The organism is Streptomyces thermospinosisporus, from assembly GCF_039526425.1.
Taxonomy (GTDB): Bacteria; Actinomycetota; Actinomycetes; order Streptomycetales; family Streptomycetaceae; genus Streptomyces; species Streptomyces thermocarboxydovorans.
The window spans coordinates 73,392-88,485 of the sequence record NZ_BAAAIZ010000067.1 but is presented as its reverse complement, the minus strand read 5'-3'; the positions used below and the strand labels follow the sequence as shown (position 1 = coordinate 88,485).

General features: G+C 73.0%; 11 protein-coding genes and 1 riboswitch. Of the genes, 3 read left to right on the top strand and 8 right to left on the bottom strand.

Annotation, left to right across the window (positions count from 1 at the left end):
• The first annotated feature begins 65 nt into the window (after positions 1 to 65).
• The gene (locus tag ABD207_RS21730) at positions 66 to 869 is read left to right on the top strand and encodes a VOC family protein (protein ID WP_344014771.1); all 804 of its coding nucleotides are present in this window, start codon (positions 66 to 68) and stop codon (positions 867 to 869) included.
• 46 nt (positions 870 to 915) lie between these two features.
• On the opposite strand, the gene ABD207_RS21725 is transcribed toward ABD207_RS21730, so the two are convergent.
• Genes ABD207_RS21725 through ABD207_RS21710 form a run of 4 tightly spaced genes read right to left on the bottom strand, consistent with a single transcriptional unit; the run spans position 916 to position 6,489 of the window.
• Positions 916 to 1,566 carry a thymidine kinase gene (locus ABD207_RS21725; RefSeq protein WP_344014770.1) on the bottom strand — a complete coding sequence of 217 codons (651 nt, stop codon included), beginning with the start codon at positions 1,564 to 1,566 and terminating at the stop codon, positions 916 to 918.
• Between the two features lie 43 nt (positions 1,567 to 1,609).
• Positions 1,610 to 2,830 carry an alkaline phosphatase family protein gene (locus tag ABD207_RS21720; RefSeq protein ID WP_344014769.1) on the bottom strand — a complete coding sequence of 407 codons (1,221 nt, stop codon included), beginning with the start codon at positions 2,828 to 2,830 and terminating at the stop codon, positions 1,610 to 1,612.
• Complete coding sequence (locus ABD207_RS21715) at positions 2,830 to 3,417, bottom strand: DUF5998 family protein (RefSeq protein ID WP_344014768.1); 588 nt, start codon at positions 3,415 to 3,417, stop codon at positions 2,830 to 2,832. The genes ABD207_RS21720 and ABD207_RS21715 overlap by 1 nt, the downstream gene beginning before the upstream one ends.
• A 51-nt stretch (positions 3,418 to 3,468) precedes the next feature.
• A complete protein-coding gene (locus ABD207_RS21710) occupies positions 3,469 to 6,489 on the bottom strand; it encodes a GNAT family N-acetyltransferase (RefSeq protein ID WP_344014767.1) in 3,021 nt (1,006 codons plus the stop codon).
• Positions 6,490 to 6,667: 178 nt separating this feature from the next.
• On the opposite strand from ABD207_RS21710, the gene ABD207_RS21705 reads away from it, so the two are divergent.
• Positions 6,668 to 6,949 carry an HPr family phosphocarrier protein gene (locus ABD207_RS21705; protein ID WP_343997917.1) on the top strand — a complete coding sequence of 94 codons (282 nt, stop codon included), beginning with the start codon at positions 6,668 to 6,670 and terminating at the stop codon, positions 6,947 to 6,949.
• A gap of 179 nt (positions 6,950 to 7,128) precedes the next feature.
• Here ABD207_RS21705 and ABD207_RS21700 read toward each other — a convergent pair whose 3' ends face one another.
• From ABD207_RS21700 to ABD207_RS21685, 4 genes are all read right to left on the bottom strand, one after another.
• Positions 7,129 to 7,827: a GntR family transcriptional regulator gene (locus ABD207_RS21700; protein ID WP_344014766.1), complete on the bottom strand. Its 699-nt coding sequence runs from the start codon at positions 7,825 to 7,827 to the stop codon at positions 7,129 to 7,131.
• A 258-nt stretch (positions 7,828 to 8,085) separates the two neighbouring features.
• Entirely contained in the window at positions 8,086 to 8,859 is a 774-nt protein-coding gene (locus ABD207_RS21695) for a M23 family metallopeptidase (protein ID WP_344014765.1), read from the bottom strand.
• A gap of 12 nt (positions 8,860 to 8,871) precedes the next feature.
• Positions 8,872 to 9,037, bottom strand: a riboswitch (cyclic di-AMP (ydaO/yuaA leader).
• 275 nt (positions 9,038 to 9,312) lie between these two features.
• Positions 9,313 to 10,701, bottom strand: coding sequence for a M16 family metallopeptidase (locus ABD207_RS21690; protein ID WP_344014764.1), 1,389 nt, complete (start codon positions 10,699 to 10,701; stop codon positions 9,313 to 9,315).
• Complete coding sequence (locus ABD207_RS21685) at positions 10,698 to 12,077, bottom strand: M16 family metallopeptidase (protein WP_344014763.1); 1,380 nt, start codon at positions 12,075 to 12,077, stop codon at positions 10,698 to 10,700. The genes ABD207_RS21690 and ABD207_RS21685 overlap by 4 nt, the downstream gene beginning before the upstream one ends.
• A gap of 477 nt (positions 12,078 to 12,554) precedes the next feature.
• On the opposite strand from ABD207_RS21685, the gene ABD207_RS21680 reads away from it, so the two are divergent.
• Positions 12,555 to 15,014: a DNA gyrase/topoisomerase IV subunit A gene (locus ABD207_RS21680; RefSeq protein ID WP_344014762.1), complete on the top strand. Its 2,460-nt coding sequence runs from the start codon at positions 12,555 to 12,557 to the stop codon at positions 15,012 to 15,014.
• Positions 15,015 to 15,094: the final 80 nt, after the last annotated feature.

Below are 15,094 nucleotides of genomic sequence, written 5' to 3'. Positions count from 1 at the left end.
ATGCGGCCCCCACCGGGTCGAGACGAGCACGGCCACCGACGAGGACGGCCGAGAAGAGAGTGACGATGACCGACGCACGGGGGTCCGCCCGCCAGGAAGGTGAGCGGCCCGCGCGGTACGCGCCCGGCACGCCCTGCTGGGTGAGCCTGATGGTGCACGGCCTTCAGGCGACGCAGGAGTTCTACCGGGCGCTGTTCGGCTGGGAGTTCCGGCCCGGTCCCCAGCAGCTCGGACCGTATGTGCGGGCGCTGCTCGACGGCCGGGAGGTGGCGGGCATGGGTGTGCTGCCGCCGGACCTGCATCTGCCCGTCGCATGGACGCCCTACTTCGCCTCCGCCGACGCCGACCGGACGGCCGAGGCCGTCCGGTGCTGCGGCGGCACCATCGGCGTCGGCCCGCTGGACACCTCCGACGCGGGCCGGCTGGCGATCGGCTCGGACCCCTCGGGCGCCGTCTTCGGCATCTGGCAGGCGGCCGCGCACACCGGCACGGCCGTGACCGAGGTGCCCGGCACCCCCGCCTGGAACGAGCTGATCACCTTCGAGGCGGCGAGGACCGCGAAGTTCTACGCGATGGTGTTCGGCTACGACGAGGAGCCGGTGGTCTCCGCCGGCCTGGACCATGTCACCCTCCGCCTCGACGGCCGCCCGGTGGCCGGGGTGTACGGCGCGGGCGGGGCGGTGCCCCGCGACCGGGGGCCGCACTGGACGACGTACTTCACGGTGGCCGACCTGGACGAGGCGGTGGAGCTCGTGGTGCATCTGGGCGGCCAGGTGCTCAAGCCGCCCCGCGAGGGCGACCACGGCCGCACGGCGGCGGTGGCAGATCCGGAGGGGGCGCGCTTCTCCCTGCTGCAGCAGTCGTCCTGATCGGCCGCGGCCACGGAACCGGGCAAGCCCGGTTTCAGACGGAACGTCAGCTTCTGGGCACCGGCAGCACGTCCGGCGCCAGGGCGGCCGCGCGGGCCGTCGCGGCGGTCATGCGGCGGCGGTGGTGGCGGCGGCACAGCACCTCGTAGCCGATCTCCTCCGCGGAGTCGGTGACGTCGCCGACGACCACCTGGGCGCCCTCGACGACCATCACCCCGCCCACCGTACGGGCGTTGTGGGTGGCGCGGGCGCCGCACCAGCACAGGGCCTCCACCTGGAGCACCTCCACCCGGTCGGCCAGCTCCACCAGGCGCTGCGAGCCCGGGAACAGCTTGGTGCGGAAGTCGGTGGTGATGCCGAAGGCGTAGACGTCGAGCTCCAGGTCGTCCACCACGCGGGCGAGCTGGTCGATCTGCTCCGGCGCGAGGAACTGCGCCTCGTCCGCGATCACATAGTCCGCGCGGCCGCCCTGCGAGAGGTGGTCGACGAGGTAGGCGTACAGGTCCATGCCGTCGGTGACCTCGACGGCGTCGGTGACGAGCCCGAGCCGGGAGGAGAGCTTGCCCGCTCCGGCGCGGTCGTTACGGGTGAAGATCATGCCCACCAGGCCGCGCGCCGAGCGGTTGTGCTCGATCTGCAGTGCCAGCGTCGACTTCCCGCAGTCCATCGTTCCGGAGAAGAACACCAGCTCTGGCATGGTGAGTCGGCACCTTTCGGCGGGGTCGGTGGGCGGACGCGGGTCAGGAGCGTACTTCGAGCAGCGGGACCAGTTGCTCGGCAGGAGTCATCGAGCCGTGGTTGCCGACCATCTGCGACTCGTTGGGCTCCCGCTGGGAGGCGATGAGCAGCACGTCGTCCCGTGCGGCGGCCACCACGTCGCCGATGCGGCCGTGGACCCGCTCGTCGATCCGGGGCCCGAACCAGCCCGCGGCGATCGCCTCCTCGCGCGAGGCCACCCAGAACTGCTCGCCGAGCACCTCACGCCAGCAGGCGAGCACATCACCGGCGGCGCCGGGTACGGCGTAGACGTGGCGGGCGCGGCCCTCGCCGCCGAGCAGGGCGACGCCGGCCTTCAGCTCCCAGTCCTCGTCGAAGTCGATGCGGTGCTGCTCGTCGAAGGGCACGTCGAGCATGCCGTGGTCGGCGGTGACGTAGAGCGCGCTGCGCGGCGGGAGTTGCTCGGCCAGACGCTGGACGAGGCGGTCGACGTACATCAGCTGGCCGCGCCAGGTGTCGGAGTCGACGCCGTAGCGGTGGCCGGAGCCGTCGACCTCGGCGTAGTACGTGTACACCAGGGCGCGGTCGGCGGCGGCCAGTTGCTCGGCAGCGAAGTCCATCCGCTCCTCGCCGGTCAGCCGCCCGAAGAAGGTGCCGCCGCTGAGCGCCACCTTGGTCAGCGGGGTGTTCTCGAAGGCCGGGGAGGACACCTGGGCGGCGTGCACGCCCGCGCGGTGGGCGAGTTCGAAGATGGTGGGGTAGGGCTGCCAGGCCTCGGGCTGCGTCCAGGGCTGCCAGCGCAGCTGGTTCATCAGCTCGCCGGTGTCCGGGTTGCGCACGGTGTAGCCGGGCAGGCCGTGCGCCCCCGGCGGGAGCCCGGTGCCGACGGAGGCCAGGGAGGTGGCGGTGGTCGCCGGGTAGCCGGCGGTGAGGGGACGTCCGGTGCCGCCGCGCGAGGAGGCCAGCAGGGACGTCATGAAGGGCGCCTCCTCGGGGTGCGCCCGCAGCTGCTCCCAGCCAAGACCGTCGATCAGGAACACGCACGCCCGGTCGGCGGGCGTCAGCTCCGGGATGGCCGCGGACATGCCGGGGACGCCCATGCCGGCGGCGAGCGTGGGCAGCAGATCGGCGAGGGAACCGCTGCCGTACTCGGGCAGGGGCGCGGTGTCCAGGGAGAGCGGTTCGGGGTGGTCGTCCCAGGCGGACGTGTGGTGCGGCGGCGTGGGCCGGGTCGGCTGCGCCATCAGCGCGTCGGGTCCGCGGTCGCCTCGGAGAGGGCCTGCGCGAAGGCGAGCGCCTGGCGCACGGTCTCCGGGCCGTCGCCGGCCTCGCTGACACGCAGGCTCAGGTCGTCCGCCGTGGAGTTGCCCGTGTAGCCGTGGTCCGCCTCGCAGTTCGGGTCGCCGCAGGCGGCCGGTTCCAGGTCGATGCGGGAGACCGCGCCCCAGCCGATGGTGAGCACGATCTCGCGCGGCAGCGTGCCCGGCGTGTACTGCTCCGGGTTCGCCACGACCCGGCTGACCACGATCGACGAGATCCGGTCGAGCTTGACCGATTCCGTGGAGGTGGTGGCGTACGGCGTCGGGGAGGTGCTGTCCGCCGCCTGCTCGTCGGTGTGGCTGACGATGAAGCGGTTTTCGGTGAGGACGAGGACGGTCACATGGCGCCGCACCTCGTTCTGGTCGAACGTCGTCTCCTGATGGACCAGGTACGACCGGATGGGCTCGCCGCCCACGGCGGCCTCCACCGCCTCGGCCACGAGAGCCGGGTAGTAGCCGCTGCGCTCGATCGCCGCCCGCAGCCCCTGGGTCGTCGTACTGGTCTTGGCCATGACGCCCATCCTACGGGGGACCACTGACTGCGAGAGACCGTGCGCCGCGGGTCAGTATGCGGGCAGGGTCCGCGGGCCGAGATCGTCGCGGGCGGGCGGGGGCGCGAGACGGACGGAGGCGCCGAGGACGCTCAGGCCCTGCGGGGCGACGACCACGGGTTCCAGCGTCACCGCGACGACCTCCGGGTGGTCGTGCACCAGCCGGGACACCCGCAGCAGCAGTTCCTCCAGGGCGGGGGTGTCGACCGGCGCGGAGCCGCGCCAGCCGAACAGCAGGGGCGCGGTGCGGATGGACCGCACCAGGGAGGCGGCCTCCCGGTCGGTCACCGGGATCAGCCGGTGCGCCATGTCGTCGAGCAGCTGAGAGGCGGCCCCGGCCAGCCCGAAGGAGAGGACGGCCCCGGCGGCCGGGTCGATCACCGCCCGGACGACGGTGTCCACCCCGCGCGGCGCCATCCGCTGCACCACGGGGCGCAGCTCCTCGGCCGTGCCGAACAGGCCGGTCAGCTCGGTGTACGCGCGGCGCAGCTGGTTTTCGTCGGCGAGGTCCAGGCGTACGCCGCCGAGGTCGGCGCGGTGCCGCAGGTGCGGGGCGGTGGCCTTCAGGGCGACCGGGTAGCCGAGCCGGGCGGCGGCCTCGGCGGCGGCGTCGGGCGTGGGGGCCGGGAGAGCGCGGTGGACGTCGATGCCGTAGGCGCCGAGCAGCTCGCAGGTGTCCTCGCTGCCGAGAGTGAGGCCCTGTCCGCGGGCGAGCATGCCGTCGATGAGGGCGGCGGCCCTGCGCTCGTCGATGTCGTCGTACTCGGGCACCTTGCCGGGCTCGGCGGCGTCCCGCCGCCACTGCGCGTAGGCGACGGCGTGCCCGAGCGCCCGCACGGCCCGTTCGGCGGCCGGGTAGGCCGGGATGAGCAGGGCGCCCTTGGGGGGCGCGGGGGCGGAGGCAGGAGGCACGGATGCACCGGCAGCGCCTGCGGCGCCCGGGGGCGCGGGGGTGGGCGCACCTCCGGCCGCAGCGGCCCCCGCGTGCGCCGGGGGCGCAGAAGGAGCGGTACGTGTGCCGGGGGTGGGCGGCCGCTCCGCCGGCGCCGGACGGCCGGCCGAGGAGGGCCGGTCGTACGGCGTGGCTGGGGCGGGGGTCCCACCCGGTGCCGGGGACGGGTCGTCCGGGTCCGCTGCCGCCGGTTCCGGCCGGCGGGGTGGGCGGGCGGTGCTGGCTGCGGCGGACAGCGCCTCGGCGAGGCCGCCGAGTTCCACGTGGACGACCAGGACCGGCTTGGCGGGGGTCGCGGTGGCGGCCGAGCGGAGGGCCTCGGCCAGGGCGGCGTCGCCGACGGAGGACTCCCCCACCGAGGGGATCGCGGTGACGACCACCGCGTCGCAGCTGTCGTCGGCCAGCGCCCGGGACAGGGCCGCGTGGAAGTCCGCCGCCGTGGCCTCCGTGGTGAGGTCCAGCGGGGGGTGCGGGCGCAGCCCCTCGGCCAGGCAGGCGTCGTAGGTCAGCAGGCCCAGGGACTCGGAGTTGCCGAGGATCGCCACGCGGGGTCCGGCCGGGAGGGGCTGGCGGGCGAGCAGCAGGCCGGTGTCGACGAGTTCGGTGATGGTGTCGACGCGGATGACGCCGGCCTGCCTCAGCAGCGCGGACACCGTGGCGTGCGGCAGCCGTGTCGCGCGCACGGCGTGTCCCCGGGGTCCGGCGCCGTGGCGTGCGCCCTGCACCACCACGAGGGGCTTGGCCGCGGCTGTCCGGCGGGCGAGCCGGGTGAACTTGCGGGGGTTGCCGATGGACTCCAGGTACATCAGGGCGACATCGGTGTCGGGGTCCTCGTACCAGTACTGCAGGACGTCGTTGCCGGAGACGTCCGCGCGGTTGCCGGAGGAGACGAAGGTCGACACGCCCGTCACCCCGGTGACGCCGCCGCCGCGCCGGTGCAGCCGGGACAGCAGGGCGATGCCGATGGCGCCGGACTGGGCGAACAGCCCGATCCGGCCGGGCCGGGGCATCTCGGGGGCGAGCGAGGCGTTGAGCCGGACCTGAGGGGCGGTGTTGATGACGCCGAACGCGTTGGGCCCGATGATGCGCATGCCGTAGCTGCGGGCCTGCCGTACGAGGGCGCGCTGCCGCTCGCGGCCCTCGGGACCCGACTCGGCGTAGCCCGCGGAGATCACGACCAGTCCCTGCACGCCGTGCTCGCCGCACTCGGTGACGACCTCGGGGACGTGTTCGGCGGGCACGGCGACGACCGCGAGGTCCACCGGCCCGTCGATCTCCCGCACCGAGCGGTAGGCGGGGACCCCGTCCAGCTCCTTCTGCTCCTCGGGCATCGCCCGGTTCACCGCGTAGAGGCGGCCGGTGTATCCGGCGTCCCGGATGTTGCCGAGGATGTTGCGTCCCACGCCGCCCGGTGTGCGGCCGGTGCCGATGACGGCGACGGAGCCGGGCGCGAGCAGCCGCTGCACGGAGCGGGCCTCGGCGCGCTGTTCGCGCGCGTACTGCACGGCGAGGGAGCGGTCGGTGGGTTCGAGGTCGAACTCCAGCCGGACGACGCCGTCCTCGAAGCTGCGCTTCTGGGTGTACCCGGCGTCCGTGAACACCTTGATCATCTTGGTGTTGGCGGGCAGCACCTCGGCGGCGAACCGGCGGATGCCGCGTTCCCGGGCGACGGCTGCGATGTGCTCGAGCAGGGCGGAGGCCACGCCCCGGCCCTGATGGGCGTCCTGCACCAGGAAGGCGACCTCGGCCTCGTCGGCCGGGGCGGAGGCGGGTGTTCCGTCGGTGCCGATCCGGTCGTAGCGGACGGTGGCGATGAACTCGCCGCCGACGGTGGCCGCGAGCCCCACCCGGTCCACGTAGTCGTGGTGGGTGAAGCGGTGCACGTCCTTGGCGGACAGCCGCGGGTACGGGGCGAAGAAGCGGAAGTACTTGGACTCGTCCGACACCTGTTCGTAGAATTTCACCAGGCGTTCGGCGTCGTCGGCGGTGATGGGCCGGATGCGTGCGGTGCCGCCGTCACGCAGCACCACGTCGGCTTCCCAGTGGGCGGGGTACTCGTGCCGGTCCGACGAGGTCTGCATGGGCCCCAGAGTACGGCTCGCGTCCGGCAACGGCGCGAGGCAGTCTGTGGAGAAACGGACGCGGGACCCAGGCCGCGGCGGCCCGCCGTGCGGCACCGAGGGCGGGCGCCGCTCCCGGCATGCCTCACGATATGGAAAACTGGTCTAGACAACCCGGAACACCGAAGGGCAGCAACACATGGCTGAGCGCCGCGTCAACGTCGGCTGGGCCGAGGGTCTCCACGCCCGCCCCGCCTCCATCTTCGTCCGAGCCGCCACGGCCGCAGGCGTCCCGGTGACGATCGCCAAGGCCGGGGGCAACCCCGTCAACGCGGCCTCCATGCTGGCCGTGCTGGGGCTGGGCGCCCAGGGCGGCGAGGAGGTCGTCCTCGCCTCCGACGCCGAGGGCGCGGACGCCGCTCTGGACCGCCTTGCGAAGCTGGTCTCCGAGGGCCTCGAGGAGCTTCCCGAGACCGTCTGAATTCCTCCGCACGGAATGGTTGCGGCACAAAGTGAGGGGTTCGCCCGGACGCCGGGCGGACCCCTCACTTTTCATTTCCCCCGGGCGGCCGATCCCCCGTCGGCACAGCTATTGGGCTTTCCGGGCAGCAGAAAAATCCCCCCGCGAATTTCCCGCGCTCTTTGTATACGGCCCCCGTGTTAATTCCGAGCGCTCGTCGTGTTTACGGCATGTTGCGTGTTCCTCACAGGCTCGCCGGTGCGGTCGCCGCCCGGGGCGGCGCGCAGCCGGTGCGCGGCGGTGGTGCGCTCGGTGTGCTGCGCGGTCAGCGAGCGGGCGCGCTCGCCGTCGCCGCGCGCCACGGCGTCCACGATCGCGCCGTGCTCCGCCCAGTACTCCGCCGGGTCGGCCGGTGCGTCCAGGGCGTACATCCAGGCGATCTTGTGCCGCAGCTGGGTCAGCATCGAGGCCAGCGCCTGGCTGCCGGAGGCCTGGGCGAGCGTCTCATGGAACCAGCTGCCGAGAGAGCGCAGTTCATCGCTGCTGCCCCGGCGGGCACGCTCCTGCCCGAGGCGCACCAGGCCGCGCAGCACCTTCAGATGGGCGTCCGTGCGGCGCTGGGCGGCGCGCGCGGCTCCCAGCGGCTCCAGCAGCAGACGCATCTCCAGCAGGTCGGCGGCCTCCTGCTCGGTGGGCTCCGCCACGCAGGCGCCGGCGTGCCGCCGGGTCACCACGAAGCCCTCGGCCTCCAGGGTGCGCAGCGCCTCGCGGACGGGGACGCGGGAGACGCCGTAGCGGCGGGCGAGGAGTTCTTCGGTGAGCCGGCTTCCGCGCTCGAATACACCGGCGACGATGTCGTCCCGGATCGCCGTGCACACCGAGTGCGCGGGAATACGCATGACCGACCTCCGGCTCAATCCCCGTGACACGCCGACGAAGGACGTGTTGTTTCGTGACTCTATTGCAATCCGGAGGAATTTCCGACGGTGAGCCGGAACTCATACTTGTTTTTGGACAACCGGGCGCGCCCGGCCCCGGGGAAGCCGAAAGCCCCGGCTCGCCCGGCCCCGGGGAAGCCGAAAGCCCCGGCTCGGGGAGCCGGGGCCAGAAGGGGAAGGCGGAGGCGCGCAGTTCGGAGCTTGACGAAGGGCGTGCTCTCAGAGCTTGACGCCGTGCGCGCGGAGGTAGCCGACCGGGTCGATGTCGGACCCGTACTCGGCGCTGGTGCGGGCCTCGAAGTGCAGGTGGGCGCCGGTGACGTTGCCGGTCGCGCCGGAGTTGCCGATCTGCTGGCCCGCGGTGACCTGCTGGCCGGCCGAGACGCTGATCGAGGACAGGTGGGCGTACTGGGTGTAGGTGCCGTCGTGCATCTTGATGACGACCTGGTTGCCGTACGCGCCGCCCCAGCCGGCCTCCACGACGGTGCCCCTGCCGACGGACCGGACGGGGGTGCCGCTCGCGGCGTGGAAGTCGATGCCGGTGTGGCTGCCGGAGGACCAGACGGCGCCGCCGGCCTGGTAGGAGGTGGAGACGTAGGAGCCGGCGATCGGGGAGACGAAGGTGTTGAGGCGCTTGCGCTCGGCCTCGCGCTCGGCGCGCACCTTGGCGGCCCGGGCCTCGGCGGCCGCCTTGGCCGCCTTCTTGCGGGCGGCCTCCTCGGCGGCCTTGCGGGCTGCCTCCTCGGCGGCCTCGCGCGCCGCCTCGTGCTGGGCGGCGGCCTGGGCGTCGATCCGGTCGGCGACCGTGTCGCCCATGTCGATGACGGGGGTGAGGCCGGTCTGCGCCGCGGCGGGCTCTGCGGCGAGGGCGGGAGCGGCGAGCGAACCGACGACGCCGGTGCCGGTGAGGGCCGCTATGCCCGCGGCGCGCGCGGTGCCGCGGTGGATCCGGCTGGGACGACGATGCTTGCCCGTGGCGCGGGTCAACGCCATGTACAGACTGGTCCTTTCCTTCCCTCTCGCCTACCGGGTTAGCTGACGGGTTCGGAGCAGGAAGGTCTCCTACGGACCCCCTCGCGGTGCGCGCGGGCGTCCGATTCACCCCAGGGACTGCCTATGGGTCCCCGGCTCCCCTGGCTCGCGCCGTACGGGGACTCGGCGATGACTGTCCGGTGCCGCGGGTGCGGCGCACTGCCTGACGAACAGCCCGCACGACGCTAAACGGGGCGAGTTTCAATTCCCAAACGGATCCCGGTTTTTGTAGCGCATCCCACAGGGCAGACAGGCCCCCTCCGCCTCAATCCGGGCATAAGTGAGCCCTGGTGACGTTTCCGCCACCAGGGCTCACCCGCGCGTGCCGCGCGGAGGCGTCCGGCGCTCCGTCCGCCCGGTGTCCGCGCTGTCAGCGCCGTCGACCAACCGTCAACTCGCCGCCCGCACGGGCGTCTACTCGGCGCTCACGACGGTGACGTCACCGATGCCGAGGGCCTCCACGGGCGCCTTGATCCGCGCCGCGTCACCGACGAGCACGGTCACCAGACGGTCCACCGGGAAGGCGTTCACCACCGCGGCGGTGGCCTCCACGGTGCCGGTGGCGGCCAACTGCCGGTACAGCTCGGCCTGGTAGTCGTCCGGCAGGTGCTGCTCGACCTGGTCGGCGAGGGTGCTCGCGACGGCCGCGGCGGTCTCGTACTTCAGCGGCGCCACCCCGACCAGGTTCTGCACGGCAACGTCCCGCTCCGCGTCGGTGAGCCCCTCCGCGGCGAGGGTGCGCAGCACGGTCCACAGGTCCTGCAGCGCGGGCCCGGTGTTCGGGGTGTCCACGGAGCCGCTGATGGCGAGCATCGCGGCGCCGGTGCCGTCCGGCGCGGACCGCAGGACCTGGGTGAACGCCCGGACGCCGTAGGTGTAGCCCTTCTCCTCGCGCAGCACGCGGTCCAGGCGGGAGGTGAGGGTGCCGCCGAGGCAGTAGGTGCCCAGCACCTGCGCGGGCCAGACGCGGTCGTGCCGGTCGGGGCCGGTCCGGCCGATCAGCAGCTGGGTCTGGACGGCGCCGGGGCGGTCCACGATCACCACGCGGCCGGTGTCGTCCGCGATCACCGGCGGGACGGGCCGCGGCTGGGCCGTGGAGCCGGTCCAGGTGCCCAGCGTGTCGCCGAGCAGCGCGTCGAGGTCGACGCCGGTGAGGTCGCCGACGACCACCACGGTCGCCGTGGCCGGGCGGACATGCCGGTCATAGAAGGCGCGTACGGCCTTGGAGTCGATGCCGGCGACGGTCTCCTCGGTGCCCTGGCGGGGGCGCGACATGCGGGAGTCGGCCGGGAACAGCTCCTTGGAGAGCTCCTTGGCGGCACGGCGGGAGGGGTTGGCCAGCTCGTGCGGGATCTCGTCGAGCCGGTTGCGCACCAGGCGCTCGACCTCGCTGTCGGCGAACGCGGGCGCCCGGAGCGCGTCGGCGATCAGGCCCAGGCCCTTGGCCAGCCGGGAGGCGGGGACCTCCAGGCTCAGACGGACGCCCGGGTGGTCGGCGTGCGCGTCCAGGGTGGCGCCGCAGCGCTCCAGCTCGGCGGCGAACTCCTCGGCGGAGTGCTTGTCGGTGCCCTCGGAGAAGGCGCGCGCCATGATCGTGGCGACGCCGTCGAGACCGGCCGGCTCGGCGTCCAGGGGCGCGTCGAGCAGCACTTCGACGGCGACGACCTGCTGGCCGGGGCGGTGGCAGCGCAGCACGGTCAGGCCGTTGCCGAGCGTGCTGCGCTCGGGGGCCGGGAACGCCCACGGCTTGGCCTCGCCCGCCTGCGGCTGGGGGTGGAACTCCATCGTGGCGAGCTCGGTCACTTCGCCGCCTCCTCGATCTCGTCGCTGCCGGCGAGGGCAGCGGCTTCCTCCGCGCCCTCGGCGCTGTCTTCCGTGGCGACGGGCTCGTAGACGAGCACCGCGCGGTTGTCCGGCCGCAGGCGGGCCTGGGCGACCTCCTGGACCTCCTCGGCCGTCACGTCCAGGACGCGCTGCACGGCCGTCAGGGCGAGCTGCGGGTCGCCGAACAGGACGGCGTAGCGGCACAGTTCGTCGGCGCGGCCGGCGACCGTGCCGAGCCGGTCCAGCCACTCGCGCTCCAGCTGGGCCTGGGCGCGCTCCATCTCCTCGGGGGTGGGGCCGTGCTCGGCGAACCGCGCCAGCTCCTCGTCGATGGCGGCCTCGATCACCGGCACCTCCACGTCGCCGGAGGCCTTCACGTCCAGCCAGCCGAGCGAGGGCGCCCCGGCCAGCCGCAGCAGGCCGAACCCGGCCGCCACGGCGGTGCGGTCGCGCCGCACCAGCCGGTTGTACAAGCGGGAGGACTCGCCGCCGCCGAGGACGGTGAGCGCCAGGTCGGCCGCGTCGCAGGCGCGGGTGCCGTCGTGGGGCAGCCGGTAGGCGGCCATCAGCGCACGCGCGGGGACCTCCTCCTCGACGACCTCGCGCAGCTCCTTGCCGATCACGTCGGGCAGGGAGCCGTCGCGGGGCTCGGGCTTGCCGTCGTGCGCGGGGATGGAGCCGAAGTACTTCTCGATCCAGGCCAGCGTCTGCTCGGGGTCGATGTCGCCGACCACGGAGAGCACCGCGTTGTTCGGCGCGTAGTAGGTGCGGAAGAACTCGCGGGCGTCCTCCAGGGTGGCCGCGTCCAGGTCCGCCATCGAGCCGATGGGCGTGTGGTGGTAGGGGTGGCCCTCCGGGTAGGCGAGGGCGGTCAGCTTCTCGAAGGCCGTGCCGTAGGGGACGTTGTCGTAGCGCTGGCGGCGCTCGTTCTTGACGACGTCCCGCTGGTTCTCCATGGACTCCTCGTCCAGGGCGGCGAGCAGGGAGCCCATGCGGTCGGCCTCCAGCCAGAGGGCGAGCTCCAGCTGGTGGGCGGGCATGGTCTCGAAGTAGTTGGTCCGCTCGAAGCTGGTCGTGCCGTTGAGGGAGCCGCCGGCGCCCTGGATCAGCTCGAAGTGTCCGTTGCCCTTCACCTGGGCGGAACCCTGGAACATCAAGTGCTCGAAAAGGTGAGCCAGGCCGGTACGTCCCTTGACCTCGTGGCGTGAACCGACGTCGTACCAGAGGCACACCGCCGCCACAGGGGTCAGGTGGTCCTCGGAGAGCACCACGCGCAGACCGTTGGCCAGGCGGTGCTCGGTCGCTGTCAGGCCGCCGGAGCCTGCCTGGGCTGTGGCCGTGTGACCCATGGGCATGTACGTCCCTTCGATCGCGGAGGCGGTGCGTGCCGGACCGCCGTTTCTGCCGGTCCTGCCACTGTATGCAAGCGCGCGAGGAGCCGGTGGCGTTCCCGCGGCGGCCGGGATTCGCCCAGAGCGAGCAGCCCCGGGTGAGCAGTGGGGCGGAAGTGGCCGCCGGGGGCGTAGAGGCGGCTGAGCCGGGGGCGCCGGGACGGCTGAGCCGAAGGCGTAGAGACGGCCGAGCCGGGGGCGCCGGGACGGCTGAGCCGAAGGCGTAGAGACGGCCGAGCCGGGGGCGCCGGGACGGCTGAGCCGGTGCCGCGCGGATGCACCCGCGGCCGGTGCGCGTACTCTTCTCGCGCCGCCGTCCCCGCTCGTGCCGGACGGCCTCAGACCGGGTCCTGCGTCCCGGTTGTCAGTACGGCGGTCCACAATGGTCCGCGACAGATCCGTCATACGCCCGAGTGACCAGAACAAGAGGAGCCGGCAGCGATGGCCCGCCGCAGCACGAAGACCCCGCCGCCCGACGAGCCGTACGAGGAGAAGATCCTCGACATCGACGTCGTCGACGAGATGCAGGGCTCCTTCCTCGAGTACGCGTACTCGGTCATCTACTCCCGCGCCCTGCCGGACGCGCGCGACGGTCTCAAGCCGGTGCACCGCCGCATCGTCTACCAGATGAACGAGATGGGGCTGCGCCCCGACCGCGGCTATGTGAAGTGCGCCCGCGTCGTCGGCGAGGTCATGGGCAAGCTGCACCCGCACGGTGACGCGTCGATCTACGACGCCCTGGTGCGCATGGCGCAGCCCTTCTCCATGCGGGTGCCGCTGGTGGACGGCCACGGCAACTTCGGTTCGCTGGGCAACGACGACCCGCCCGCCGCCATGCGGTACACCGAGTGCCGGATGACCGAGGCCACGGGCCTGATGACGGAGTCCATCGACGAGGACACCGTCGACTTCGCGCCCAACTACGACGGCCAGGAGCGCGAGCCGGTGGCGCTGCCCGCCGCCTTCCCGAACCTGCTGGTCAACGGCGCCTCGGGCATCGCCGTCGGCATGGCAACCAACATGCCGCCGCACAATCTGCGCGAGGTGATCGCGGCCGCCCGGCATCTGATCCGGCATCCGAACGCCGACCTCGACGCCCTGATGAAGCACGTCCCCGGCCCCGACCTGCCCACGGGCGGCCGGATCGTCGGCCTGTCCGGGATCCGCGACGCCTACGAGACGGGCCGTGGCAGCTTCAAGATCCGCGCCACGGTCAGCGTGGAGAACGTGACGCCGCGCCGCAAGGGCCTGGTCGTCACCGAGCTGCCGTTCACGGTCGGCCCGGAGAAAGTGATCGCCAAGATCAAGGACCTGGTCAACGCCAAGAAGCTGCAGGGCATCGCGGACGTCAAGGACCTCACCGACCGCGAGCACGGGCTGCGCCTGGTCATCGAGATCAAGAACGGCTTCGTGCCGGAGGCGGTCCTGGAGCAGCTGTACAAGCTGACGCCCATGGAGGAGTCCTTCGGCATCAACAACGTGGCCCTGGTGGACGGCCAGCCGCTCACCCTGGGCCTGAAGGAGCTGCTGGAGGTCTATCTCGACCACCGCTTCGACGTGGTGCGCCGCCGCTCGGAGTTCCGCCGCGGCAAGAAGCGGGACCGGCTGCACCTGGTCGAGGGCCTGCTCACCGCCCTGCTGGACATCGACGAGGTCATCCGCCTGATCCGCTCCAGCGAGAACTCCGCGCAGGCCAAGGAGCGCCTGATCGAGCGGTTCGGGCTGAGCGACGTCCAGACCCAGTACATCCTCGACACGCCGCTGCGCCGCCTGACCAAGTACGACCGGATCGAGCTGGAGGCGGAGAAGGAGCGGCTGACCGCGGAGATCGAGGAGCTGACCCGGATCCTGGAGTCGGACGCGGAGCTGCGCAAGCTGGTCTCGGCGGAACTGGCCGCGGTGGCGAAGAAGTTCGGCGACGACCGGCGCACGCTGCTGCTGGAGTCGGCCGCGACCCCGTCCGCCTCGGTTCCGCTGCAGGTGGCGGACGACCCGTGCCGGGTGCTGCTGTCCTCGACCGGCCTGCTGGCCCGCACGGCGGACGACCGGCCGTTCCCGGCGGACGCGGGCGCCAAGCGGGTCAAGCACGACGTGATCGTCTCCGCGGTGCCGGCCACCGCACGCGGCGAGGTCGGTGTGGTCACCTCGGCGGGCCGCCTGCTCCGCCTCGACGTGGTCGATCTGCCCCAGCTGCCCGAGGACATGGCCACGCCGAACCTCTCCGGCGGGGCGCCGCTGGCGGAGTTCGTCTCCCTGGCGGACGACGAGGAGGTCCTGTGCCTGACCACCCTCGACGAGTCCTCGCCGGGCCTGGCGCTCGGCACGGAGCAGGGCGTGGTCAAGCGCGTGGTGCCCGACTACCCGGCCAACAAGGACGAGCTGGAGGTCATCACCCTCAAGGAGGGCGACCGGGTCGTCGGCGCGGCCGAGCTGCGCACCGGCGAGGAGGACCTCGTCTTCATCACCGACGACGCCCAGCTGCTGCGGTTCCAGGCCTCCCAGGTGCGTCCGCAGGGCCGCCAGGCGAGCGGCGTGGCGGGCATCAAGCTCGGCCAGGGCGCGCGGGTCATCAGCTTCACCGCCGTCGACCCGTCCAAGGACGCGGTGGTGTTCACCGTCGCGGGCTCCCGCGGCACACTGGACGACTCGGTGCAGACCACGGCCAAGCTGACCCCGTTCGACCAGTTCCCGCGCAAGGGCCGCGCCACCGGCGGTGTGCGCTGCCAGCGGTTCCTGAAGGGCGAGGACTGCCTTTCCCTGGCCTGGGCGGGCCCCGCCCCGGCCCGCGCGGCCCAGAAGAACGGCTCCCCGGTGGCCCTGCCGGAACTGGACCCCCGGCGCGACGGTTCGGGCACGTCGCTGGGCAAGACGGTCGCGGTGATCGCGGGACCTGTGCAGTAGGGCGTGCGGGCCGACTGAGGCGACGGGCGGACCGGCCGCACGGGGCGAGCGACGGCTCCGTGGCGGCCGGTCCGGCCGAT